Annotated in this window: 22 protein-coding genes; 5 read left to right on the forward strand and 17 right to left on the reverse strand. The window is 43.3% G+C overall.

Annotation, left to right across the window (positions count from 1 at the left end; all coding sequences use genetic code 11):
• Positions 1-141: 141 nt before the first annotated feature.
• Positions 142-3,540, reverse strand: coding sequence for a DUF4011 domain-containing protein (locus FSB73_RS03270; protein WP_146780102.1), 3,399 nt, complete (start codon positions 3,538-3,540; stop codon positions 142-144).
• A 497-nt stretch (positions 3,541-4,037) separates the two neighbouring features.
• Between FSB73_RS03270 and FSB73_RS03275 the strand changes: the two genes are divergently transcribed.
• Positions 4,038-5,276, forward strand: coding sequence for an ATP-binding protein (locus tag FSB73_RS03275; protein WP_146780103.1), 1,239 nt, complete (start codon positions 4,038-4,040; stop codon positions 5,274-5,276).
• Between the two features lie 185 nt (positions 5,277-5,461).
• On the opposite strand, the gene FSB73_RS03280 is transcribed toward FSB73_RS03275, so the two are convergent.
• Positions 5,462-5,869 carry a hypothetical protein gene (locus FSB73_RS03280; protein ID WP_146780104.1) on the reverse strand — a complete coding sequence of 136 codons (408 nt, stop codon included), beginning with the start codon at positions 5,867-5,869 and terminating at the stop codon, positions 5,462-5,464.
• 135 nt (positions 5,870-6,004) lie between these two features.
• Here FSB73_RS03280 and FSB73_RS03285 point away from each other — a divergent pair, with 135 nt between their 5' ends.
• Complete coding sequence (locus FSB73_RS03285; protein ID WP_146780105.1) at positions 6,005-6,562, forward strand: hypothetical protein; 558 nt, start codon at positions 6,005-6,007, stop codon at positions 6,560-6,562.
• A gap of 434 nt (positions 6,563-6,996) precedes the next feature.
• Here FSB73_RS03285 and FSB73_RS03290 read toward each other — a convergent pair whose 3' ends face one another.
• The 13 genes from FSB73_RS03290 to FSB73_RS03350 form a co-directional block, all read right to left on the reverse strand.
• Positions 6,997-7,713 carry a T9SS type A sorting domain-containing protein gene (locus FSB73_RS03290; RefSeq protein WP_146780106.1) on the reverse strand — a complete coding sequence of 239 codons (717 nt, stop codon included), beginning with the start codon at positions 7,711-7,713 and terminating at the stop codon, positions 6,997-6,999.
• Between the two features lie 13 nt (positions 7,714-7,726).
• Complete coding sequence (locus FSB73_RS27385; RefSeq protein ID WP_146780107.1) at positions 7,727-8,068, reverse strand: hypothetical protein; 342 nt, start codon at positions 8,066-8,068, stop codon at positions 7,727-7,729.
• Positions 7,987-9,351 (reverse strand): NHL repeat-containing protein, encoded by a 1,365-nt coding sequence (locus FSB73_RS03300; RefSeq protein WP_146780108.1) that lies wholly within the window; start codon positions 9,349-9,351, stop codon positions 7,987-7,989. Before FSB73_RS03300 ends, FSB73_RS27385 begins: the two co-directional genes overlap by 82 nt.
• A complete protein-coding gene (locus tag FSB73_RS03305; protein ID WP_146780109.1) occupies positions 9,348-9,671 on the reverse strand; it encodes an NHL repeat-containing protein in 324 nt (107 codons plus the stop codon). Before FSB73_RS03305 ends, FSB73_RS03300 begins: the two co-directional genes overlap by 4 nt.
• A gap of 68 nt (positions 9,672-9,739) precedes the next feature.
• Positions 9,740-10,834, reverse strand: a complete 1,095-nt coding sequence (locus FSB73_RS03310) for a T9SS type A sorting domain-containing protein (protein ID WP_146780110.1) — start codon at positions 10,832-10,834, stop codon at positions 9,740-9,742.
• Entirely contained in the window at positions 10,831-11,580 is a 750-nt protein-coding gene (locus FSB73_RS03315) for a right-handed parallel beta-helix repeat-containing protein (RefSeq protein WP_158639393.1), read from the reverse strand. Before FSB73_RS03315 ends, FSB73_RS03310 begins: the two co-directional genes overlap by 4 nt.
• Before the next feature lie 8 nt (positions 11,581-11,588).
• Positions 11,589-12,818: a right-handed parallel beta-helix repeat-containing protein gene (locus tag FSB73_RS03320; protein WP_158639394.1), complete on the reverse strand. Its 1,230-nt coding sequence runs from the start codon at positions 12,816-12,818 to the stop codon at positions 11,589-11,591.
• Between the two features lie 111 nt (positions 12,819-12,929).
• A complete protein-coding gene (locus FSB73_RS03325; RefSeq protein ID WP_146780113.1) occupies positions 12,930-13,958 on the reverse strand; it encodes a T9SS type A sorting domain-containing protein in 1,029 nt (342 codons plus the stop codon).
• 26 nt (positions 13,959-13,984) lie between these two features.
• Complete coding sequence (locus FSB73_RS03330; protein WP_158639395.1) at positions 13,985-15,340, reverse strand: BspA family leucine-rich repeat surface protein; 1,356 nt, start codon at positions 15,338-15,340, stop codon at positions 13,985-13,987.
• Between the two features lie 14 nt (positions 15,341-15,354).
• Positions 15,355-16,329, reverse strand: coding sequence for a BspA family leucine-rich repeat surface protein (locus FSB73_RS03335; protein ID WP_146780115.1), 975 nt, complete (start codon positions 16,327-16,329; stop codon positions 15,355-15,357).
• A 539-nt stretch (positions 16,330-16,868) separates the two neighbouring features.
• Positions 16,869-17,339, reverse strand: a complete 471-nt coding sequence (locus FSB73_RS03340; protein WP_146780116.1) for a T9SS type A sorting domain-containing protein — start codon at positions 17,337-17,339, stop codon at positions 16,869-16,871.
• A 480-nt stretch (positions 17,340-17,819) separates the two neighbouring features.
• On the reverse strand, positions 17,820-19,187 hold the full coding sequence (locus tag FSB73_RS03345) for a T9SS type A sorting domain-containing protein (protein ID WP_146780117.1): 1,368 nt from the start codon (positions 19,185-19,187) through the stop codon (positions 17,820-17,822).
• Between the two features lie 80 nt (positions 19,188-19,267).
• Positions 19,268-21,157 carry a choice-of-anchor Q domain-containing protein gene (locus FSB73_RS03350; RefSeq protein WP_146780118.1) on the reverse strand — a complete coding sequence of 630 codons (1,890 nt, stop codon included), beginning with the start codon at positions 21,155-21,157 and terminating at the stop codon, positions 19,268-19,270.
• 323 nt (positions 21,158-21,480) lie between these two features.
• On the opposite strand from FSB73_RS03350, the gene FSB73_RS03355 reads away from it, so the two are divergent.
• Positions 21,481-21,672 (forward strand): cupin domain-containing protein, encoded by a 192-nt coding sequence (locus tag FSB73_RS03355; RefSeq protein WP_146780119.1) that lies wholly within the window; start codon positions 21,481-21,483, stop codon positions 21,670-21,672.
• A 520-nt stretch (positions 21,673-22,192) separates the two neighbouring features.
• On the opposite strand, the gene FSB73_RS27390 is transcribed toward FSB73_RS03355, so the two are convergent.
• Both FSB73_RS27390 and FSB73_RS03365 read right to left on the reverse strand, forming a co-directional pair.
• Positions 22,193-22,309, reverse strand: a complete 117-nt coding sequence (locus FSB73_RS27390) for a helix-turn-helix transcriptional regulator (protein ID WP_146780120.1) — start codon at positions 22,307-22,309, stop codon at positions 22,193-22,195.
• Entirely contained in the window at positions 22,306-22,812 is a 507-nt protein-coding gene (locus FSB73_RS03365; RefSeq protein WP_146780121.1) for a response regulator, read from the reverse strand. The genes FSB73_RS27390 and FSB73_RS03365 overlap by 4 nt, the downstream gene beginning before the upstream one ends.
• 282 nt (positions 22,813-23,094) lie before the next feature.
• Between FSB73_RS03365 and FSB73_RS03370 the strand changes: the two genes are divergently transcribed.
• Together FSB73_RS03370 and FSB73_RS03375 are read left to right on the forward strand one after the other, a co-directional pair.
• The gene (locus FSB73_RS03370; protein WP_146780122.1) at positions 23,095-23,361 is read left to right on the forward strand and encodes a hypothetical protein; all 267 of its coding nucleotides are present in this window, start codon (positions 23,095-23,097) and stop codon (positions 23,359-23,361) included.
• A 221-nt stretch (positions 23,362-23,582) separates the two neighbouring features.
• Positions 23,583-26,177, forward strand: a complete 2,595-nt coding sequence (locus tag FSB73_RS03375; RefSeq protein WP_146780123.1) for a sensor histidine kinase — start codon at positions 23,583-23,585, stop codon at positions 26,175-26,177.
• Positions 26,178-26,355: the final 178 nt, after the last annotated feature.

Here is a 26,355-nt window from a genome sequence, read left to right on the forward strand (position 1 = left end):
AATAATGAACATCTTTAAAGCACCTCAGTTAATATCAAGAACAGCTTCTTGTTATAATACCACAAATAAATCATTCTTATTGTATAACGCTGTACAGTTATCCCATCCCATCCCATCCCATCCCGTTCCTCCCCACTCGACTTACCAAAAAATCCCATGACTCTCAATACCATTAATGATAAAAGGTAATATAACCCCTGAGCTCGTTACATAAAAATACATTCCCTTTATTTCGCAAAGAACAGGATACTGGATATCCATTTCAGTACGAGGATAACTCGGCGCGGCATATATATTATCCAGGACTGTAGGTAAAATAAGCTCACCAGCCTCATCCAATAACCCCCATCTATCAAAGCGCTCGACCATAAATCCATTACCGTTTTTTGAAGGTAATACTTTTGTATAATTGGGCTTAACAATAACTTTTCCCGTCTGATCCATTAAGCCAATAAAATTTTTTTGGACACTTGCATCGTAATGACTAATCACTAAGTATTGTCCAATCTGAAAATAATATGGGTAGTCATCCCCCATCCCTTCTTTAAAATCATAAACAGCGTCAGACAAAAAACGGCCAGTAGTATCAGCATACTGATAGGTAAAATGACCATCCTTATGATCCTTTCGCAATTGAATAAGACCGCTTTTACTAATGCGTGTCCGATCAAAAGATGGCGTAATAACCACCCGGCCTTGCTTATTAATATACCCGTATTTGCTTTGCAATACCTTAAAGAGTCCGTGCGATTCGTATTCAATCCCTTCATAAATACCAAAATCACTTTTTCGGATTGGGTATCCTTTAGACACAACATGCCCCTTCTTTAAGCTGTATAAATAAGTTTTAGTAGAATCATCCACACGTAAAAGCCGTTGTTCTCCTGCGTTGATCAGTGGTAATAACGCTTCTTCGAAATCCGATAAATGCTCGGTTTGAAAGAAGCTTTCTGGAATCTCCGGTAATTGTAGTATGCCGTCTATCAGCTCACTGAATTTTTGAAGTTGCCCGCCTGTCCAGCTACCATCTGGCCATTGCAGCATATGGGTGACTTGTTGCAATATCTGGTTCAGTTTCTCACGGGTCCCGATGAACAATCCAAGTTCCTGGCGGATTTTTTCTTTTTGTTGACTGCTGTATTCACCGGGTTCCAGACCATACAGTGGATTTCTTTCGGAAGCGTCGCCACATAAGCCGGCGGCTATTTGCAATTCTTCTGCTGTATCTATCCACTGGTGCCACTTTTCCCTATCTAGGGTGCTTAACTCCTCGGCAGAGAGTGGGATGTCATCTTTTGCTTCGGGGTATTGAACATATTCATTGAACAGGTCGTATAGTGAATAGCCATGAGCTTGTTTTTGATGCAGCACTTCTACATACTCGTTCAATACCTCGCGCAACTGGTTGAGCCGGTCAGCCTCCGATTTAAAACTATCCGGCGCTTGCTTCCGAACAATTTCCATAGTCTTTTGCAATTGGGCGAGCACTTCGGATTTCTTGGCTTTATTAGAGTGTAATTCCAGGCAGAAAGGCGCTAATCCAATCGCCGCCAAACGGCTTTGTACCACAGACAAAGCGGCCATTTTCTCCGCTACAAACAAGACGCGCTTCCCACGATATAAAGCGTTAGCGATAATATTGGTAATGGTCTGGGACTTGCCGGTACCCGGAGGGCCGTGTAAGACGAAACTGTTTCCGGCTGTGGCCGCACTAATAGCCTGTAACTGTGTTGCGTCTGCATTTATGGGAAGCAGCAGGTCTCCATAGCCGTATTTATGATCGAGATTCTCTTCCCGGATATAGTCAAGCGGCTCCTTTAAAGATCCGTTTATCAGGCCGGCGACAATGGGATGTTCTTTTAGTTTATCAGCATTCGAATGTATATCGTTCCACATGATAAACTTACTGAAAGAGAACGTACCCAAGAATATCTGCTCTTCCACGTCCCACCGGGGCATAGACATGATCGTTTGCCGGATGATATTGAAGATTAACTTTACATCCACGCCATTTTCATCTCTTGGTAAAGGATCTAAACCTGATAATGCAAGACCATAGTCTTGTCTCAATTTTTCCAGTAAGGTGATGTTCAGTACCGTGTCTTCCTCCCGACTTCGGATAATAAAGCCTTTTTTGACCGATTTTCGAATAATCTCCACGGGCATCAGCAGGATAGGTGCAAATCTTGGCCGTTCACTGGAAGGGGTTTCGTACCAACGCAGTAATCCGATTGCCAGGTATAAAGTATTGGCCCCATTCTCCTCCAAGGCTTGCCGGGCACTCCGGTACAATCCGGTTAACCCGGCATAGAGATCTTCTTCTGATACATAAACACGCAGCCGCTTCTGTTTTAATTCCTGTCGAACCAATTGAAGCATGGGGTCCTGGCTATTCAGGGACTGGTAGACGCCAGCATTTCGAAGTGGGTTATCCCAATCCCTGGGCCTGGCCAGTATCTGAAACTCATCACCGCCTGCCATGGCGTCCTCTAACTCATTAGGAGGCACGGGGATGAACTGGAGCGATGTCTTTGAAATACGGAGGTTAAGCAGGTTATTGCGAAGACTGAGGTCCAAAAGCTTCCGCTCCCATAGCTGCTGTTTCCCAAAATTAATTTCTTTGACATGATTCAGTTTAATGCTTTGTTCTAAAGCGGCAGGATTGCTTATCTCCGGTTTCTCGTCAACACTATTTTCATGGTCGATCATTTGCCATTCCTCACCGATTTTTCTTCTTAATGGCATAGGCCTTATGCCACTGAAACGGCTGCGGTGCACATCAATAAAATATTCAAAAGCAGAGAGGTCGGCAAAATGATTAACCGCGAGCTGTATGGCATCATCAAAACTTGGTGACTGCCCTTCATTCATGGCAGTTGCTTCAATAAGCAGCATTTCGTTGATACCACTCGCTGTTCTTTTGGTAAGCAAGGAAGGATCGTCATTAACCGCATCTGGAAAAGTATCATCTACCAGCCAGGCGCCTACAAAGGCATGCCCCTTAATGAGCACCAGTATTGGGTGCAATCCTATTGCTTCCAGGCAGGAAGCATATAGCAAGGACATTTCAAGGCAATTTCCCATGCCGGTAGCCAGTACAGTGTCTACCAGCCTAACCCGCTGCCCTGCGCCGCCAAAACTGGCAGGCACGCTACAATAGGTGTTTTTTTTCTCTTTTATAACAGCATATAGCGCTGCCATTTGCTTTTTTACCCGATCCGGGTTCTGACTTTGATAGTCATTCAAAGCGGAACTATCCGTCCATTTTCCGAGTATACTCGCCGTAGATTTTAAGATCGGCACCAATTCGGGCAAATTGGGCATCACAAAGGCTGAAAGCATCTCCGGAAGGATACTTTTTCCCAGCCATTGATCGTATGCCAACAAATCAATGTCATATTCTTCGGTATAAACTTCTTCTTCATCTGCCCGGATGGACAGCTTTAAAGAAGCGGTCATTCTTTCTGTGAGGCTGTAAATGAAAACGGGTTTAAGCTTAAGCCGGATGACTTCTAGTTGAAAGGCACCTCCGGGTAACAACTGCTCGGTATGGAGCTCCAGCGGCTCTGCAAAATCATCCGAGGGTTCAATTCTAATAGTAAGGTTGCTCCACTCTTTATCTGTGACATTCTTGACAGATAATGTCCTGATGACAGGGACATGATTCTGGTAGAGCGCATAGCTAATAGCTGGTAATAATTAAGCTCAAGCTGCGTTTTGGTATCTTCGGTCATAAGAAGAGGTTTGTATATTTAAAGGTATAAATTTTTAATGTGTCTTGGGCACCTAGGAGTCGGTCAGGTAAGAAAAAATGATCCAAGGACGCGATCTTCAGCTTCCTAATCCTTAAACTACTCTTTACACAATTTAAAAGGCTGGTTATCAACAAGAAAATATTTTAGATAAAGTTTTCTATTGGTCATTTCCTTTTCAACACCGCGTTACTATGAAATTGTTATTTCAAAATTTAACCATACATTGGGTAAATTTAACCCATGTAATGGGTAAATTTGACCTAAAGAAAAATATTTAGAGTTATGTACGACAGATTTATCAGTCCTTTTATAAAAGACGCATTAAAAGATACCCCTGTAATATTAATTTCTGGTGCCAGGCAGACGGGAAAGAGCACACTTTGCAAGCAGCTCATTGAAAAGGAAATATTTACTGGCACGGCAGTAACCCTTGACGACCCAACTACCCTGGCTGCAGCAAAAACTGACCCGTTAGGGTTTCTTTTGAGTCAGAATAAGCACCTTATCATAGATGAAGTACAAAGAGCGCCGGAAATATTCTTGAGTATCAAGAAACTGGTCGACGAAGATAGAATGCAAAGAAGATATATTCTGACCGGCTCCAGTGAAGTAATGGCGCTCCCGGCTATGTCAGACTCTTTAGCAGGGAGAATTGAAATACATCACCTATGGCCTCTCTCTCAAGGAGAAATTAAAGGCGCAAAATCCAATTTTTTAGACATACTGATTTCAGAAAACGGCAGGTTCTCCAATACAGATTGTTCCTGGGAAGAGCTTATAGAAAATATGCTCATCGGGGGCTATCCGGAGGTTCTTGAAAGGGAAACAGAAATCAGGAGAGATAAATGGTTCTCATCATATATAACTGCCATTCTACAAAAGGACATAAAAGATTTAGCTAACATTGAAGGCCTTACACAACTGCCTAACGTCCTCCAATTAATAGCTATAAGGGCAGGAAGCACGATCAACCTTTCCGATATTGCACGATTATCAGGTATTAAGAACACTACATTACAAAGATATATGGCACTTCTGGAACAGGTGTTTTTAATCAATAAAATTCCGGCATGGACGCCAAATGCAGAAGGAAAATATGTAAAGTCTCCCAAGATATATATAAATGACTCAGGTCTTTTGTCCTATCTGAGAGGAGAAGGAAAACGCTTATTAGAAGACAGGACAACTGCAGGATTGATTCTGGAAAATTTTGTATCTATGGAAGTCATTAAACAAATCACCTGGTCTGACACCTATTTAAAACCCTACCATTTCAGCACACATAAAGGCGCTGAAGTAGATATCGTGCTGGAAGACAAGCATAGAAACCTATATGCGATTGAAGTCAAATCAAAAGCCTCGGTGAATGAAAAAGACTTTAAGGGATTAAAGCATTTTGCAGCGTTAACAGGTCCAAAATTTAAAAAAGGGATCGTATTATATAGCGGCAATCAAACGATAGGTGGTTTTGGCGGGAACAACCTCCAGGCCGTGCCTATATCCTCTTTATGGGGTGTTTAATTTAAAAGCAGACGATGCGTTAAGGCTTATTTCAAATTATAGCTCTGTAACAGCCTAATTTATGAAGACTATCTCAATAAAGAGATTTCAGAAAGCAGACCCTCCATTTTTATGGATTACGTTTTTTAGATCGGCTTTTGTTAAAATCACGTACGCTCAAAGTTGATAGCGCACCATCGCGAATTTCAACAGAAACCTGCCCAGCACATCCCGAATAAACACACGCCAATTTTTCTAATCTCCTCGCTGCTGACGGCTGCGGTGGTGGCCGTAGCCGTTGTACTGTTCGTGCCGGCATCTTTTACATAGCCTCTGTTCAGGCCCAGCAGCCAGCCAAGGATATTATAGTCATAATTCTCCGTGTCCAGCGGCGTAGTGGTATAAGCTGAGGTGCTGCTCCTTCGCTTGCTTATCTTCTTACTTTCCACCTGGCCCAGAACATCATAGGCTTTATCTTGCAGAAGGTTTATATTATTAGTGAAAGACGGAGCAAAATTACCATCTAACTTGCAAGGACTTTTTGAGGTCCGACATTCAGGAACAAACTTAGATGGAGATGCGACAATAAGGATACTTGAAGCAATTAATGACATTAAAAATCAAAAACTACCAGAATAATATTACAGCTAACTCTGGTAGAATTTCCGTCTCTCTTTCATACGTATTATCTATATTCGGGTTGCAATAATTTGTGCCCTAACAATCTATAACTTACATTCAATTTTCAAATGAAACAACTTCGCCCTCTGATCCTTATAGCCGTTTTTTCTAACCTGCTGACAATCGGATTGTATAACTATGCCGCAAATCAGCCAGGCGGAACTGGCGCTTCACTTGCATTTTTTCTAATATGGATGCCTGCCATCTGGATCATCACGATACTTCTTTCTATTATTCTGACAATAAGGCAGCGAAAGAAATTATTTGCGGGCGGAATAAAAAAATGGACTGTGGCGACGCTATTATTTTGCACACCGATTCCTTTGTATTTTGGTTACCGGCTGACCCATCCAATGCCGGAGACAATGCGTTCAAGTAGTTCATATCGTCCAAAAAACGGCAAAATCTTTAAATCTGAAAATTGGTACTACACCGCTGACTACGCAAAAACATATGTTGACAAGTATTTTGTAGCAGACTCAATAGAAGAAAAATCCAAAGGAGAGAATGCCTATAAAAAAGACAGCACGTGGATATATTTCACGAAAAAAGGCGATACATTGAAAGTCGAAAATTACAAAAACGGACAACTTATTTCAACAAAGCAATACGCAAATAAAGAATAGCGGCCGGAGTAGGCCCGACTGTAATTGCGCACTCTATGAAAGGCCCATATCAGAAACCACCGTGCGTTAATAATTCCTTTGACAAAAAATAGAGGAACAAAAGGTTGCCTTTCAAAATTAAACCTTGTTATAATTCAACTTGGGCACCTCTTTTATAGTCCAGCTGCCACATTCACTTTCCAGATATGTTTTGCAGGCAGCCGGCAAAGCAAGTTACCGGAGATAATCAAAGGCCACAGATCTCGCTACAACGGCACCTCGGGCCGTCACCCTGACAATGGTTAACAGTGCCTTCGTCCCGGAAAAAGACTTCATTCAACGACCCAAGACTGACCATGAAGGCCCTGGTCGGTTGAATGAAGTTGATCAAATACTACCTGGCTATTTGCGCCTGCAATAAGTAACCTCTCAGGCCGGGGTAAAACCCGGTCATATCACTTTTTAATAAATTTCAGTTTTTCTCCTCCCGCTACAACAAAATAGCTACCCATGGGAAGACTCCGGATATCAAGCCTATTTACACCTGCCTGCATCTGCAGTGTCCTTACCAGAATACCCAAAGCGTTATAAATTTGAACAAGAGTCGGCTGAGAAATTGAAATATTGATATAATCTTTAGCAGGGTTCGGATAAAGCGGGAGTTTGTCCGCAGCAAATGCCTGTGTCAGATATACGATCTTACTGAATTTGTACCTTCCATCCCTATCCACCATTTTCAGGCGGTAATAAGCGGCACTTTCTACCTGTATCACGCTAGCAACATAATGGCTATTATTACCTTTGGCATTTACAGTGGCAACAGTTGAAAATGTTTTGCCATCTGTACTTTTTTGCAGTTCAAAATAATTGAAATTATCCTCCGTAGCTGTTCGCCACTCGAAACCTGCCCTATTGTTTCCCAAAACACCTTTGAAAACCAAAAGCTTTACCGGTAAGGTGGCCTCAAATTCATAGGCGCCAATGTCTATAGCTGAACCCGCCACTCTTGTACTCCCTGCCAGATCTGTTGTGCCAATATTTAAACCCGTGGTGTCGGGCGTACCCGCGTCGATACAAGGGCTGGCCGCCGTTAACTGATAATTGCCATTCGTAGCGTCCGCAAACGCCGGGTCGACTGTAAGATTATTGTCTGTCGCAGTTATAGCGCCCATTGGATCAACCACATCATTTGTCCACTTCGGTATAGGCTATGATGCATGACCATGCTGCCATTGAATGCGTCATCCACATACATCTCATTTGCGTTGGATGAACTGTTTCCCCATATGATACTGTTATAACAAGTATAACTCCCCCTAAGTAAATTCCTCCACCCGAGTTTGCTGTATTTCCGGTAACTGATACATTGGTCAGGGTAACGGACCCGGAGGTGCTACGGATTCCTCCGCCCAGATCAGCGGTATTTCCACTGATAAGCACATTTCTTAAAGAAGGAGAAGCATTAGTATAGTCAATGCCTCCACCGCCATCTGTTGCTGTATTATTCTTAATAGTGACATGGTCCAATAAAGATGATCCATAGACAATACTGATCCCGCCCCCACATTATTACATCTGTTACCCGAAATTACCAAGTGGCTATATGTGGGGGAAACAAATAGATTATAGATACCTCCGCCTCCATGGCCGCCATTAATGCTTGTATTGGCATATCCGCCTGTAATTATAAAGCCGTCGAGTACCGCTGCAGCCGTCAGCCCATTATTGATATTAGTTATAACGCTGTTTCCGTTACCTTGCAGTGTTGGCTTACTGGCTAGATTTCTCTGGCTGAAATCAGTCTCCGAACCCAGGAACCCACCGAATATTTTTACCCCTTCTTTCATGGAAAAGCCGGTGCCGCTGGCTGGCTGGTACGGGGTGGCAGTTGCCGCGACAAACAGACTGTCACCGCTATGCGCTGCATTAATAGCAGCCTGCAGATCCGTGTAGGCGTCTGCCCAGCTTTGGCCGTTATTGGCTCCTGTAGCGTCCTGTTTTACATAAAAGCGCGTTTGCAATATACCTCCTGTAATCTTATAAACACTTGCTGTTCCATCCGCAACGTACAAAGTATTGGCACGGTAGGTCAACATACTAGGAGCGTAAGGCAGTCCGGACATAAAGGCAGTGGCCGGTGTTCCATCCACACTGCCGTGAGGAATCATACTGATACTGTTGTCCCCGTAATTGGCTATAAATAAATTGCCGGAGCCGTCTAAACAAATGCCAGTGGGGCTTTTAAAGCCCGAATAGGTAGCAGTAATATGGCCGCTTACATCCACTTTATTAACAGTATTTCCTAAATAATTTGCAACAAATAAATTGCCCAATGCATCTAAAGACAGGGCCACCGGTCGATTAAACCCCGTATAGGTAGCTACAATATTGCCGCCGGCATCTAATTTATTGACGATATCGGTAACTTCATTTGCCACATATAAATATCCTGACGCATCGAATGCCAGACCGATAGGGAAATTAAATCCTGTATAAGTAGCAGTAACTGTACCCGATGGATTTACCTTGCTGACCGTATTGTTACTGGGAGTTGCTACATACAAATTTCCCTCCCCCTCAAAAGCAAGACCGACAGGTTTAATAAATCCCGTGTAAGTCTCTGTAACCGCTCCACTCACGTCAACTTTACTAACGCTATTACCATTGGTATTTGATACATATAAAATCCCAGAAGCATCGAAAGCCAGGCCATAGGGATGGTCAAATCCTGTAGCAAACAGGGTGGATGTTTGCGCTTTGAGCAAGTAGGCGGCGGTTAACAATAAGGTGGACAGTAAAAATTTTTTCATAAAGGTATATTTATATTGAAAATGTTACTCCCTGAAACAATAAAGTAGGTGCCGGAGTGAAGATCCCGCACATCTGACTGATCGATTGCAATTCCCAAGGGGTGATTAAATCCAGTATAGGTAGCTATAATAGTACCACTTGGATCAATTTTATTAACCGTATTGCCATCTCTATTAGTTACATATAAATTGCCGGAAGCGTCAAAGCACAGGCCGTGAGCACCATTAAACCCTGTTGCGTAAAGCGTAACTGAAGTTTGCGCACGCAGCAGGTGTACACTTATTGCCAATGCCAGAAAGAGTAGTAGATTTTTCATCATTGTCCGTTTATCTTTTGAATAAGTATACCGATAACCTAAGCCATTTTCATCATATCTATTTTTGCCGGTTATTTTATTTTCACAAACCTGGCCTTTTTTCCATTTGCCTGCAGGAAATAAATACCTGGCGCCAATCTTCCTATATTTATGCTGTTCAGGCCTTTTGCAACAGAACTGTTTAAAATCAACCGGCCATTTGCATCATAAATCTGACAACTCCCCGGTTGAACAAGGGTAACACTAATATAATCCGAGGCTGGATTCGGGTAAACGGTCAGCTTATCTGGCATACGCTGCTGAAGGGTAACTACGTCACTGTAGCCAAACTTACCGTTCGCCTCTGTCATCTTCAGCCTGTAATAAGCCCTCGGTTCCGGTTGCAGCTGTGTATAGGCATAGCTGCTATTGCTCCCCTTGGGCTCAATAACAGCCAAGGTTGAAAAAGCAGATCCGTTCACGCTTTTTTCTACCACGAATTGGCTAAAGGCAGTTTCAACACCGGTTTTCCAGGCCAGGCTTGCCAGCCTACCCTTCAACACCCCACTAAAACCAATGAGGGTTACCGGCACAGTAGCCTGTTGCAGTTCATAGGCTCCCATATCGATGGCACTGCCAAACACCCTGGGATTTCCCGAAATATCAGTACTCTGCGAATTAAAAGCATTATTTCCCGTATTAATGGCAGGTGAGCCGACCTGGAGGCTAAAATCGCCACCTGCTACAGAATATCCAGCCGCTGGTGCATTGACAAATAAAGGATCACCATTAATGTTCCCGTCTGTACCGCCCCCGTAGGACTGTATATCGCTATTACTGATGGATACTGCAAAGGAAGTGGCTTCCGTAAAAATATCAGGATAGCCCATTAATGCGGCGTTGCCCCAGAAAATCGAATTACGGATAATGATATCGGCCGTGGCTGCATAACTATAAAAAGCTCCTGCATAGTAAGGACAGTAATTGCCCGAAATTGTACAATTCGTCAAGGAGACCGTTGCCGAATTGATGCCCAGGGCAGCCCCTCCGGAAATCCCACTAGTATAATTACCCGAAAAAAGACAGTTAGTCAACACGGGTGCAGAAGCGGCAAAACTAAACAGGCCAGCACCGGAGCCAGATGAATTGAGTACCCTGTTACCGTAGAATTGACAATCTGTTATCAACGGCGATGCATTGAGATTAAATATCCCCCGCCTCCCAGGCCATACGATAAATTATCTGTAAATGTACACTGGGTGATTGGCGGCGAACAATTCAGATTATATATACCTGCGCCACCTGTATTATTGGTGGTTACATTGGACGTTTGGTTGGCGCTAAAAGTACAATTGATGATCGTGCCATTATTGCCACTGTTAAAGATACCGGCACCGCCGGTGCCTTTAACACTGTTTCCTCTGAAAAGACTATTAGAGATTAAGGGGTTGGAATTATCAATATTAAATACCCCTCCCCCGCTACCCTGGACAATGTTATCCAGGAAGCTACAGTGATCAATGGTAGGGGAAGCCCCTGCATTAAACATACCCCCGCCGCTACCATTGACCGTATTGCGAAAAAATACACAACTACTGACTAAGGGGGAAGACGCTTCATTATACATCCCCCCACCGCCTATGCTGACATGAACTAGGTTGTTCGAAAAGGTACAGTACCTAAAGGCAATATGATCACTCTGATTACCAGTGGTATTAACACCACCACCTGCCGTCCTTAAAACAGCTATCCCGTTATAGATCTTGGTACTATTGATGATACTACTGCCAGATGCATCGCTAAAGATGAGCCCGTCCAGCACGACGCTGTCCGCGCTTTGACCGACGCCTGCCACCACCAGTACATGCTCACTGTTATCTACCGGATCATTAGTATTGCCAATGTTGCCACTTAATATGGTGGGGTTCGCCACATAATCTCTTAGTGTACTTCCACCAGGGGCGTATCCGCCATAAACTTTGATACCACTTCGCAGGATGAGAAAGGAGCTGTCTCGGTCAATAGCATTTTGCTGTCCGGTCGGATAATAAGTCCCTTGGCCACCAGGATACTGTCCACCGTTGTAAAATCAACCGAGGCGCTTTTAAGTGCATCGCTTAATGTTTTATAGGCTTTTGCCCAGCTGGATCCATCGCCGCTGACCGCAATACTACTGTCCACATAGACAATTTTGGACACAAGTGTATTTTCAAAAGCACCCATTTCAATGGCAGAAGACCGTATCCGGGGATTCCCCCCAAGATCGGTAGTCAGCTTGTTGGCTACATTGCTACCGGCGTCAATTACAGGAGAACCTGGCTGCAGCCGGTAATCTCCGCCACTGAAAGGAACCGCACCAATGCCTGGCGCCACAAACTGCGGGTCCACACTGATATTGCCCGTACCCGCTGTTACATCCTGCACATCACTATAGGTAACCGTGGCGGAAGACATTCCATCACTGACGATATTATTTCCATGGGCACCCACTGGGTTATCCCAGACAATACAGTTAATAACTGTAGAAGCTGACCCATATCTATTAAATATACCACCGCTATTACCAGCAAAAGTGCAGTTGATGACAGTTGGTGAACAGTTAACATTATTATAAAGGCCACTCCCTTTATTACCTGAAATCACACAATTAATGATCGTAGGCGAACTATATACATAATTATGGATGCCACCACCCATGGAAGCCGAATTGCCAGAGATAATACAGTTCCGGATGGTGACAGCGGAACTGATATTATTAATGCCTCCACACATAAAATCGTCCCCGCCGGTAATAATAAACCCATCCCAGACACCGGCTGCAGGGTTATTTTCATTTCTTACCACACTGGCTCCGTTACCAAGTAAAGTAGCCTTATTGGTTAAATTGCGCTGATTAAAGCTGGTCTCTGTACCGATAAAGCCTCCAAATACCTTTGCAGAACCGGGCAAAGAAAAACTAATCCCGATGGCAGGCTGATAGGTGGCAGTCGCCACAAAAACACTGTCCCCTCCGGAAGCGGCAATCATCGCCGTCTGCAGATCGGTATAAGCATTGGCCCAGGTGGTACCGTCATTATTGCCTCTAGCATGTAAGTTTACATAGTGCACCTTCGCCTCCAGCCTGAATACACCGCCAATGAAGCACATTATTAAAAGTATATTTTTTCTCATAATGAATATTTTGAACTTTTTTATTAAAAGGCCCCAGACAAGAAGATCTCCCGCCATTCAACTAACACTTCCGGCTTTTACAGCTGTCGCTTTTTGCTACTTACACCTTATTTACTCTTTCACAAATTTGAGCCTTTGTCCACCAGTCATTCCAAAGTATACACCGGTACTGAGGGCACTGATATCAATTTTATTGACACCTGCTTTGAGCGTTACCGCTTTAATAAAACTACCCGTCGCATTATAAATCAATAACTTACCAGCAATACTTGTACGGATATTGATATTGTTTTTGGCTGGGTTCGGGTATAACAGTAATCCTTGTGGAGAATTTTGAACTAATTTAACGATGGAACTACTTGCGACCTTTTCACTGTTATCCGTCATTTTCAACCGGTAATAAGCAACTCCGGCCGGCTGTAAAACCTTATAGGAATAATGACTGCCACTCCCCGTCGGCTTGACCAAAGTCAGCTGTTGAAAACTTTTCCCATCCGCACTGTGTTCAACCAGATAACTTTTAAGTTCTTCCTCCACTCCACTCTCCCATGTAAGTTCGGCAACACCATTTTTTAGTGAACCGGAAAAATCTTTTAAAGCAACAGGCAGTGGAGATGAGCTGGAGAATTCATAAGCACCAAGATCAATTATCCCCTCCTTAATACGTGGAGTTCCAGCCAGATCAAGCCCACCGCCAGCCGCAGTGGGTATATAAAGCGCCACGGCATGTATCAAAGAATCATTCAAGCCTACATCTATGGCAGGACTGGAGGGGGTTAACTGAAAATCCCCAGCGGTCGTATCGGCAAAAACAGGCAAATTTGACGTCCCGTCCAGTATATGATTAGATGGATCAGACGCCAGGCCCTGTATTAAGCTATAGGAAATTTTTGAAGGCGTAGACGTCAGGGAATCAAAAATTTTTTTACTGGTATTGCCCCAAATAATACTATTGGTTATATAGGAGGCTGACTCCGAAAGATTTACTATTAAGGGTCCGTGAATACCCGGGTTTATCAAATTCTTATTATTTGCAATGGTGATATTAATCAGACTGCAGGTAGAATTATTTTCATTCCCAATGATCGTATTGTTGAATAAATTAGCAATATCCTGACCAAGAGGAGTGTTATAACCCAAATTAACATTGTCAAGAATCGCGCAATTTACGAGTATAGAATTCGCGTCCTGCTGATTAAAAATGGCGCTAAATATCTCAGCACTATTATGTAGAAAGCGGCAGTTATAAAAAACTGCTGTACCCCAAAATTCTGCAGCACGCCTCCACTTATTGCTTTATTATCCATAAAATCTGAGTTCATGATCCTGGGGGATGCCATTGTGGTAAGACAAGTACTGCCATAGGCGGTAGGAAAATTAGGGATAGGAAATGCAGTATTATTTTTAAAAATACAATGATCAATCTGGGGGGTAGCGAACTGGCTAGGATCAATATAGGCAGCATCCGGCCCTGATATATATAAAGCCGAAGCGATCATCCCATAGTTGCCTGTCATTATACAGTTTCTAAGTACCGTGTTGGCAAACACATGGTTCATATTAACTCCGCCCGCAAGATATAGTTGGTCAATCCTATTTAAATCAAAAATAAACTTCCCTGCGGTTATGGTGAGCCCGTCTACGATCAAACTATCTACTCCATCGTCAACATCTTTAATAACCAACACATTATTTGTATTATCCGAGGTATCTGCCGGCAGACCAATATCTCCGCTTAATATAGTAGGATACAGGTTTCTATCAAATTGTCCTCCGCCATTTGAATAGCCTCCCAATATTTTTAACCCAGGTCTTGTAACTACAAACGCGCTATCAGCATACAGTAAACTTTTATCTCCAGTAGCATAATAAGACCCTTTGGCGATATGCACTTCTTTAATAGATGTGTTAGTTTTGGCTGACTCAGTAGCATTGCTTAAATACTTGAGCGCTTGCCCCCAGCTGCTGCCATTGCCAGGCACTGCCACCGCACTGTCTACATATACAATACCGGATGCGTCCGGTACCGCCGGTACCAGACATACCGGACGGTCTCCCAGGATCTGCCAGCTGTTTGTCCCAATGAGCAATTGACGCCCGGTAGTGGAACAATATTTGAGCCCTGCCGCACCCAAAGTGAGGCCAGGTTTAACCGTTTGAGCAGCCCAGCCTGTCAGGGTACTTTCATAATTGGTGGCGGATAACCCAGTCCCATCCAGCATATTTGTCATATTGGTGACGTTGCCTACCTGCCAGCCGCCGATATTTTGATTAAAAGCTGATGCCTGATTAAAAGCAGCATTCATGGTACTGACCTTTGAAACGTTCCAACCCCCGATATTTTGGTTGAATGCACTGGCACGATTAAACATGTTATCCATTTGCGTCAAACTATTCGTTTGCCACCCGCTGATATCCTGGTTAAAGATGGCCGCACCACTAAACATACCTACCATCGAATTAACTTTGCTGACATCCCAGCTACCCAGATCCTGATTAAATGCAGCTGCTGAAGCAAACATACCTATCATATTTGTCACATTAGATACGTTCCAGGAGTGGATATCTCCATTAAAAAGGCCATCCCCTGAAACATATAAGACATATCGGTCACCTTTGAGACATCCCAACTATTCAGGTTCTGGTTAAAAGCGGGCGCATTGGAAAACATAAAAAACATGTTAGTCACATTAGAGACATTCCAATTACTAATATCCTGATTAAAAGACAAAGCCAAACCGAACATATTGGACATAATTGTGACACTTCCCACATTCCAGTTACTTATATCCGTGTTAAATGCTCTTGCATTGGTAAACATATTATCCATCAGCGTTACCTTGGATACATCCCATTTAGAAATGTCCCCGTTAAAAACAAGTGCCTTTTCAAAGGTATTTTCCATATTGGTCACATTGGATACGTTCCAACTAGTCAGATTTCCGTTAAAAGCAGTAGCTCGACTAAACATATGGCTGATGTCGGTTACATTTGTCAAATCCCAGAGATTCAGGTCACAATTAAGTTGACTACAGTCATAGAACATACCCACAAGCGTGGAATTAGGCACGAAAATAGGCCCGTTAGCATTGGGAACTGTTGTCAAATTCTGACAGAACCTAAAGGCATTGGCCATGCTTTGCCAGGTACCATTACCCCACTGATCAACTTTTATTAATTTTTGATTATTACCGGTAATATTGATTGTTTTGTACATCTGAATAGCGGGAAAGGTACCAGTAATAGTGACTGTATGGGTCCCCTGGGCGCCATAGGCATGTGTCGCGTTTCCCGTCTGATGAGTTGACGAGCTTCCATCTCCCCAATCAACTGTATAATTATATTGCCCTGAGTAGGTTGTATTTATCGGAATGACGATGGACTGATTATCAGCATCCGTCTTCCAGGTCGTAATAAATCCATCTGTAATAACGGTGGCTGCAACCACCTCAGCCCTCACCCCTAACCCAAAAAAGCTCACAAAAAACAAGAGTAGTAAATTTCTTTTCATGACAAATATTTAAAATGGAAAAACAGAATAAAAAAAAGGACAATAATACAATAGCGACATCTTGCAATGCAGGATTATCAACACCGTTCACAAGAATTCAATTTACCGTACCGACTTCAGAGGGCCTCACCAGACAGCTAATAGGAAAACAACAAACAATAAGGTACGCCCCTCCCGATCTGGGTTCAAAAATCCGTGCAAAGTACATTTTTAAGTGTATTACCAACATTGTTATAATAATATCGGATATAATTGCCACCTGGCATTCAAAATAACAGCTTACTTTACCCATACATCCCCCCACGGATCTTAGCTATAAAATATGCATATCCAGTGAGTATCAGATTTCCTGCACAAAGGTGCAACCATAAAAGCAAAAAAAATCCCCCTTCTGGGGATGCCGAAAAACAATATATAATTGATCATCAAAAAGAGTTTTTTGATTTCCACTTACAATAGCCAGACAGCTATTTATATCCAGCTGTAGGTATACTTTTTTAGAGCAATAAAATGAAGCAGCACCTTAACCCGGCACACGTTCAACTACAAACATTATAATGAGAAAAGATTGGAACTGTATTGTAAGCGGTTTTAATGTCATTTAAAACAGTCACAGATAAAATACAGAGGGAAAATTGCCCGCCTGTACGTAACCCGCTTATTTTTTTGATAACCCTTACTCTAGCCCCGTTGATGCCGGCATAATACATACCAGCGCTTAAGTTGCGGATGTCTATTTTGTTTGATCCCGCCTGCAAAGGCTGTTGTTTTACGAGAATGCCAGAAGTGTTGTAAATATTGATGGCGTTTGCATTCATTACAATCACATAGATATAGTCTTTTGTCGGATTCGGGTAAACTAAAGCATGATCCACGCTAATTTGCGATAGCTGGATAACCATACTATAATCATATGTTCCATTATTACAGACCATCTTTGGCCTGTAAAAAGTCGTGGCCTGTATCGGCGGCACATTTGCCGTGTAGGGGCTGTTATCGCCTCTGACCATCGTTTTGGTCTGAGGCGATAATACTTTGCCGTCCGGCCCTTTTGCAATTCAAAATAACGGAAACTTGTTTCCGCACCTGTTTGCCATTTAAATTAGCCATACCGCTGTGCAATTTGCCAGCGCAACCGGTATGCCCCACGGGCATTGGCGCTCCAGTTGACTCATAAGCACCCTATCAATTGCAGCCCCTAAAATTCTCGTTTTTCACGGCAGGTCATTTGAAGTAATATTAACTGTGCTGTTGCCTGTATTTATTGCAGCAAAATGATTTTGCAGGTTATAGTCGCCACCCGCGAAAGGCGCATTTCTTGCCCTGGCGCATTAACAAATAGTGGTGTTGCATTGATATTGCCTCTGCCTGAGTAGCAGCAAGTATATAATACATACCTCTTTAACTCGAAAAATAACTTTCGTCACCGGCTATAACCGCTCCAGGCGTGGTAAGAAATTCTATGCGGAATAGCTGTGCTTAATTTTTATTTATTGTTTTAAAAAAGAAACCCTGCTATCGCCTGCAATAATAAAATATAGGCCAGAAGCCAGGTCAGAAATATAAATCTGATTTATACCAGCCTCAAGCTGTACTGCTTTCACCAATTTTCCGGTGGCATTAAAAATGCGGACCATTTCCGGATGCTGCATATTAATCTTGATATAACTTTTGGCAGGATTTGGATAGGCAAATAGTTTATCAGCAGCGTTTTGCGACAGCCAGATAACTTTGCTATACTGCACCTTACCACTTTTATCCACCATTTTGAGGCGATAACCTGCCGACGCCTCTGTCTGCGCAGCATTTACACTATAATCGCTGTTATCGCCTTTGGCCTGCACAGTGGATATAGTAGTAAAGTTTTCTCCGCTCAGGCCTTTCTGGAGTTCAAAATAATGAAGGTCCTCTTCGACCCCAGTTTGCCACTGAAGGTGAGTCGTCCGGTTCTGAAGTTTTCCCGAGAACGTAATGAGTGTCACCGGCAGCGGTATATCAGAATGTTCATAGGCGCCCATATCAATTGCAGCACCCGCAATTCTCTTAGCACCTGCGATATCCGTATTGCCTATAAGTAAACCGGTCGTATCCGGAGTACCTGCATCAATCAAGGGACTTGTACTTTGCAGAGAGAAAACACCGCTCGCCGGATCCGTAAACAAAGGATCCTGACTGATATTACCCGCACCGGATAATACCTGGTCCTGAATATTACTATAGGAGACAACTGGCATGCCGCCATTGGCATTGAATATTCCACCCCCCGCATCCGTGGATGTGTTGTTCCAGACAATAGTATTGGTAATGACCGGATTTGCTTGATTATTAAAGATACCACCGCCGGAACCTGCTGTATTATTGCCATATATGGTAGAGTTAATAATGTAAGCATTTGATTGTTCGTTTGCAATACCGGCGCCATAACTACCAGAGGTATTTGCTGATACAATACAATTAACGATGGATGGCGTAGCTGATCCACCGTTAAAGATGCCGCCACCATCGAACTGGGCCGAATTGTTTTCGATCATACAGTTACGGATAACAGGAGATACGTAACTGTTAAAAATGCCGCCGCCGTATGCTGCATTTCTGCCACCGGTAATAATAAAACCGTCCAGTACAGCTGCAGCTGTAAGGTGGCTATGATTATTTATAATAACACTGCCGCCATTGCCTTTAAGCGTCGCTTTGTTTATAAGGTTGCGCTGACTGAAAGAACTTTCTGTCCCGGCGAAACCGCCAAAAATCTTTACCCCTTCTCTCATACCAAAACTGGTACCGGCAGCGGGCTGATATACAGCCGTAGCCACGAAAATACTGTCTCCGGCTATAGCGGCGTCAATGGCTGCCTCCAAATCGGTATAGGCGTTACCCCAGCTGGAGCCGTCATTATTTCCGGTGGCGTCCAGTTTAACATATTTTACCGGTGATCTTTCTATGGCCCCATGTCGATGGAGGGCCCCATGATTCTTGGATTGCCTGCCAGGTCGACTCCGCTGCTATTAGCAGCGCTATTACCCGTATTGATGCAGGGGCTAAAATTTTGCAGGGAGAAATCACCGTTAGCCGGATCCGTAAACAGCGGATCCTGACTGATATTGCCAGCACCGGACAATACCTGATCCTGAATATTACAATAGGAGATAACAGGTCTTCCAGCATTGCCGTTGTATAGTCCATTAGCACTCTTCGTGGCTGTATTGTTCCAGATAATCGTATTGGTTATGGCCGGATTTGACCCCACAGTATAAATTCCACCCCCTCCATTAGCCGAATGATTGCCCCAAATAATACAATTGATAATGTGCACAGATGACTCACTATTGTTTATACCGCCGCCTATGCCGGCCGAGGTGTTCCTTGTAAATATACAATTGATAACCGTCGGAGTACTACCACCACCATTATACATACCGCCGCCATAGCTCGTCGCTGAATTGTTTTCAAAAATACAATTACGGATAATAGGCGATACATTTTTGTTATATATGCCGCCACCCTGATTCGCATTGCCGCCTGTAATAATAAAGCCGTCCAGCTCGGCTCCTGACGTAAGCCCGTTTTCATCATTACTGACAACACTGTTGCCATTGCCTTTGAGCGTGGCTTTATTTTTAAGGCTGCGCTGACTGAAAGAACTTTCTGTTCCGGTAAAGCCACCGAAGATCTTCACCCCTTCTTTCATAACAAAACTGGCTCCTGCAGCCGGCTGATAGACAGCTGTAGTTACAAAAATACTGTCTCCCGCTATAGCGGCGTTAATAGCAGCCTGAAAATCAGTGTAGGCATTACTCCAGCTGGAACCGTCATTATTTCCAGTGGCATTTAGGTTTACATATTTTACCGGTGATCTTTCTATGGCCCCCATATCGATGGAAGTACCCATGATTCTTGGATTACCTGCCAGGTCGACGGCGCTGTTATTAGCAGCGCTATTACCCGTATTGATGCAGGGACTCAGGTTTTGCAGGGAGAAATCACCGTTAGCCGGATCCGTAAACAGCGGATCCTGACTGATATTACCCGCACCGGACCATACCTGATCCTGTGTGTTGCAATAAGAGAAAACGGGGTTTCCGTTATTGTTGAATAATCCATTATCACCCAGGGTAGCCATATTATTCCAGATAATTGTGTTAGTAATGACTGGATTTGCCAGACGGTTATAAATCCCGCCACCAGAATTGTCGGAATTGTTACCCCATATAATACAATTGATGATGTGTACTTTAGCGTTGGTATAATTAAATAGTCCACCACCATTGCCTGCCGTAGTATTCCCTGTAAAAATACAATTAATAATATTGGCGGATGATGTCGCGTTAAACATACCGCCCCCATTTATATTGGCCGAATTGTTTTCAAAAATACAATTACGGATAACAGGCGATACCTTATTGTTATATATGCCGCCACCCTGATCCGCTGTACCGCCTGTAATAATAAAGCCGTCCAGCTCGGCTGCTGACGTGAGCCCGTTATCATCATTACTGACAACACTGTTGCCATTTCCTTTGAGTGTTGCTTTATTTTTAAGGCTGCGCTGACTGAAAGCACTTTCTGTTCCGGTAAAGCCACCGAAGATCTTTACCCCTTCTTTCATGATGAAACTGGCTCCGCTGGCAGGCTGGTAGACAGCAGTAGCTACAAAAATACTGTCTCCCGCAATAGCGGCATCAACAGCTGCCTGGAAATTAGTGTAGCCATTACTCCAGCTGGCACCGTCATTATTTCCGATGGCATTTAAGTTCACATAAATAACAGTAGCTTGTGCCTGCCAGGCGCAAAGAATAAGTGTTATTAAAAACGCAATGGATTTTCTCATGGCTGCAATTTATGACGACCATTTGTCATAAATTGTCAATCGACAGGTTTTCTAGGCCAAACTGGCCAAAAATCACTCTGGCGGGGGATGCTGGCGGGCTACGGCAAGTGTCTTTCGAGCCATAAATTGGAATTTAGGGCGAAAGAAGCACCTGTTTTTTACTTAGGATATCAAAACATACAGGCTCATATTTGAGGCTTAAATATGAACACCTGAATGTACTGCTCAGTAGCCAATAACTGGCCTTTCGGATTGTTATCAGATGACTGCTGTAATGCATTACAATTAAGATTATTGATATATGCCGCCCAATTTTGGGAGCCATGCACCAGCATCCCCACATTCACGCCACCTACGTATTAAAAGGCAGCTTTGAATTTACGATTGGAAAAGAGAAGAAAACTATCCGCAACGGTGAGGCCTGTTTCAGGCCCTCCAATATACCGAACGATTGTATCTGCCTGGAAGCAGGAAAGTTGGGTGTTTTTACACCGGAAAGAAAGGATTTTCTTTAACAACAAATCCAGCTTCTACTAGTCTGGTTTTAATAAAAGATATTATCATTCTATTAAAGATAAAACATGAATAGCTGCTGTTTGTGATAACGAGGTTATCGGCTGGCTTTTGTTGTCTGATGTTAAGACTTCGCTAGAACAATATATACGCCTTCAGACAAACCAGACAGATCTATTTTTATGCCTATTGGCGCCATAGCTTCTCTGATCTGCTTACGCCTTACGAGCCTGCCGGAAAGATCCGCGATCATCACGTGACCTTTGCGCCTGTGTTGGGTCAATATATATGAGCGCATGGGCGGGATTGGGCAGGCATTTAAACGAAAAGCAGTAATAGATCCCGCTATTCGGGTCATATTCGAATTGATCGCGCCCCATTCAGCCCCATCTGTTTCGGAGGATAGTACTTATCCGCATAAGTACAAAGATCAACTACCTTTATAAAATAAAAATCCCCATGACGGGGATGGGACGATCTTAAAAAAGGTGTTTATGATAAATTTCGGTTTAAGTGTGGGGTTTATCGGTATTTTCGCCTGACAATATCCAGTCGGTTATTGACTTCCAGTTTCTGATATATCTTCTTTATGTGCGTTTTTACCGTTTCAAGGGAGATATAAAGACGCTCCGCTATCATTTTATTAGTGAGCCCTCCTCAATGGCATGCAGCACCTGTTGTTCGCGCTGTGTCAGTGGATCCTTTATTTTCGATATGTAAGCAGGATTAAAATAATCAGTGATCTTTTTTGCAATATCCGGGGACATAAAAGCTCCACCGTTGTAAATACTGTTTAAGGCTTCTTTAATTTTTACAAAAGCCGTCTGTTTAGATACATAACCAGCGGCGCCCGCGCATAGTGCCTGAAAGATGCGTCCGGTATCATTATATACGGATAACATCATTATCTGGCATTTGGGCGCTCTTTTTTTAATGAAGCTTAGTCCTTCAATTCCGGAAGCGCCAGGCAACCCTATATCAGATAAAATAATATCAAAGTAAAGCTGGTCTTCCCAGTCAAGCATAAAAGCCTCCACTGATCCGGCAGCTAACAAGACCTCAAATCCGACCTCACTGTTAAAGTAATCCACCAAAGAAGTCCTGATCATGACATCATCTTCTATAATACCCAGTTTTATCATTTTGCTAAATTACGCCCCTTAGGTGAATTAAATATCCCCCTGTTGAGGGATGGGCCAAAGAATATTCCTGAATAAATAAAAGGACGGTAACTGGCTAAGCTAAACAATAGAGCCATAGCAAATATAAGCGCAGATTGCATTCAAAGAGCTTATTTCAACTTTGTACGCCGGTCCGAAATACACGCATGGACCAGCGACACCCTTTCTTTGATTAACAATGCAAAATAATGTTGTAAAAAATTATATATTTGAACAATATTATACTTCAAATACCCCAAACTGATGAATAAAGCAATTTATTGCCTACTGCTATGTTGGTTCTGGGGCTATCCGATGGGTAGCCACGCACAAAAAAGTCATTTAGCGATCAATGCCATTCATTTACCTAAACATATAGCTGACAACAACATCCAGATGGCGCTGCGTGATGATAGCGGACTGATCTGGTTTGTTACCGATAATGGCCTTTACCGTTATGACGGTTCCGAATTGCTGCATTTTGGCATAGGCACCACCCTGCCCTGCCCAGTCTTACAATCACGACCCTAAGCAGCGACCATCAAGGGAACCTTTGGCTGGGTTTTAGTGACGGGGCTGCCAGATTTGATCTAAAAAGTTGGTCTATATCTCCTTTATATTTAAATACTGGTTATCTGAAGTCCTTAAATCCACACGATAGAAGGCTTTCTACTGTTGCCTGCCTTGGGGATGGCGAAATCTATTACGGTACCAAAAGTGGGAAATTACTTAAGGTCCATGGCGATAGCCTGGTGCAGATAGCAGACCTGGGCATCGGGAAAGCCGGATTTATGCCCACCGGCCCCCCCACCCCTGAGCCGTCTATAGAAAACATACAAGAGCCCATAAAGGGCCAATTATGGCTAACGACCGGTGACGGAATGTTGGTAAGCATCCAAAAGAACCCTGCCGGCTATGAGGATCCGGTCTGTTACAAGTTCGCAGCTGTAGGGATTAACGGTATTACCAATGCCTGTTATGACCGTTCAGGCAAGTGTCTGTTGTCCTTTCGGGATAAGGGCATTTTTCGGTCTGATATCCAGGCCTTATATCGTGATAAAAAAGCCCATCCAGGCAGCGTGCAGCCCCGTGACTATTCGAAATTTATCCAGGCAGTTCCCTTACCAGACAGCGTGCAGGAGAACAATTATTCCCTGTTATTTTATGTACCAGGAGGGCAGCCCGGTATCCTCACCATGGGTAAAGGCCTGACGAGGTATATTTTTATGTATGACTTTGCAAGCAGTAAATGGTGGCGCAACGCAAAGCCTTATATGGCCAAGTACCCGGGGGAACTCATTCACGGTATCTCCTCCCAACCTTCAGGCAGGAACGCCTATATCTGCTCAGGTGGTGGGCTTACCGCCATCCATGCAGAATATTTGCCTTTTGACATGCAACTAAATAGCGAAGACAATATCAATAGCATCCGGGCCATTTATGCATCGGGTGACAGTGTCTATATAGGTTCTTATCAACAATATCTTTTACGTTATAACAGACAGACAGGAGAGGTCAAGCCTTTACAGACACTCTATGTCTATTCTATTCTTCCCTGGAACAAAGACACTTTGCTGATTGGATCGGAAGGTGCTGGCCTTTGTTGGTATGAGCCTTCTATCAACAAACTGACACATATCGGTCTACAGCTTAATGTAACCCGGAAAGCCAGTGTTTATCAAAGTAAATTTATTACAGTCTTAAGCCGAGTGAATCCTCCTTTAGTCCTTGAGGGTACCACGCGCGGTTTACACCTGGTGGACCCATTACATAAAAAATTGTACCCGGTATTCTCCAACGCTTCGGCTCAAAACATGCAGGCGGTAAAAATAAATGCCCTTACCCCCTATCCTTTTAAGAATAATGCTCCTTTTACTCAGTTTCTGGTGGGTACAGATGCGGGTGCTTTTGTAACAAATTCACTAAACGGACAGACCCGTTATCTATTTGCGGACAGCATATCTGCCGACATTAAACGATCGAAAGTCCATGGCTTTGCCGTAATTGGTGATCAAATATGGATAGCCACCAGCGGACTTGGCGTATTGGCTGTGGATTTTTCAGGCAAAATCAACTACATGGAATGGCTAAATTCCAAACTTACCAGCCCTACTGTCTATTCCATGGCAAAATCAGGCACCCACCTCCTGATAGGCACTAATAAAGGATTAAATATCGTTGATTTAAAAGATAGCAGTGTCGCGAGCTATCAAGGCGCTGATGGTATGCATTCCGACGAATTTAACCAGGCCTCTTCATTTACGGATGGACAGCAGATTTATCTGGGGACGATCAATGGCGTTATTTGCTGGAATAAAAACACGGCTCGTCACGCAAAGCAAACCTCACCCCTGGCCATTCGTATCAATAAACTGACAATAGCTGATAAAAACAATCATTTAACCACCTCCTACCGCCTGGCCTATCTTCCACCAGACAGCTGCCAGATCAGGATCCCCGCGAGTACACGTTATTTTTCAATCACTTTTGATAACCCGGAAACGCAAAGCAAAACAACCCCCTATTACTACCGGCTAGGCCCCACCGAAAGCTGGATCAATATTGGCTCCCACCGGGAAATCACGTTCAACAAAATGACACCCGGAAATTATACGCTGCAATTAAGCCATAACATAAATGGCAAACTCAAGCAGTCTGCCATCTTTCAGATACCTATTACCATTCTACCGGCTTATTATCAGACCCTATTGTTCAAAATACTGGTATTGCTGCTTATTACCGGGATTCTGCTGTTAATTATACGACTGCGTCAAAATCAACAAAACAAAGAGCGTAATCTACGCACAAAAATCGCAGGGGACCTGCATGATGAAATAGGAAGTTCCCTGACCAGAATATGGCACCAGGCACAGCGCTTGCAAACTGATGCGATAGCCCCGCCCCCGCCACACCAAAAGCAGGCAGAGGATAAAAAGCTGCAACATATTGCCGATACCAGCCAGGAAGCCATCGCCATGCTCAGTGATATGGTATGGTCTATTGATGCACAGTTCGACACGATAGAAGAGCTTATCATTCGGATGAAGACATACATATATCAACTTCAAAACGAATTTGACATTCCGGTAAATATGACATTTACCAACCTTTCTAAAGAGAAAAAAGTCAGTCAGATCGTCCGTCAAAATATCTTTTTGGTGTTTAAAGAAGGGATCAATAACGCCATTAAGTATGGGAATGGAGCCTTAATTAATATTGATATCACTATATCTACGGAGGCGAAAATCAAAATTAAAATGACCAATAACTTTAATCGGGCGGCAAAAAGCACTGGCATTATTGGCGGTAGGGGCATTGTAAATATGCAAAGGCGGGTAAAAATATGAATGGCGAGCTAATAGTTGAAAGTGAGGAAAATATTTTTACACTGATAATAACTGTTTAAAGTTCTATTAAGTGTCAGCCTTGTACATTATAATTATTGGCGTTTGTTGATAATAAAAATCCATTACAGAGCATCTATAATGTGGACTAAACACTTCAAAAATCGGGAATCCTCTCACT

It is taken from the genome of Arachidicoccus ginsenosidivorans (assembly GCF_007971385.1).
In the GTDB taxonomy this organism is placed as follows: Bacteria; Bacteroidota; Bacteroidia; order Chitinophagales; family Chitinophagaceae; genus Arachidicoccus; species Arachidicoccus ginsenosidivorans.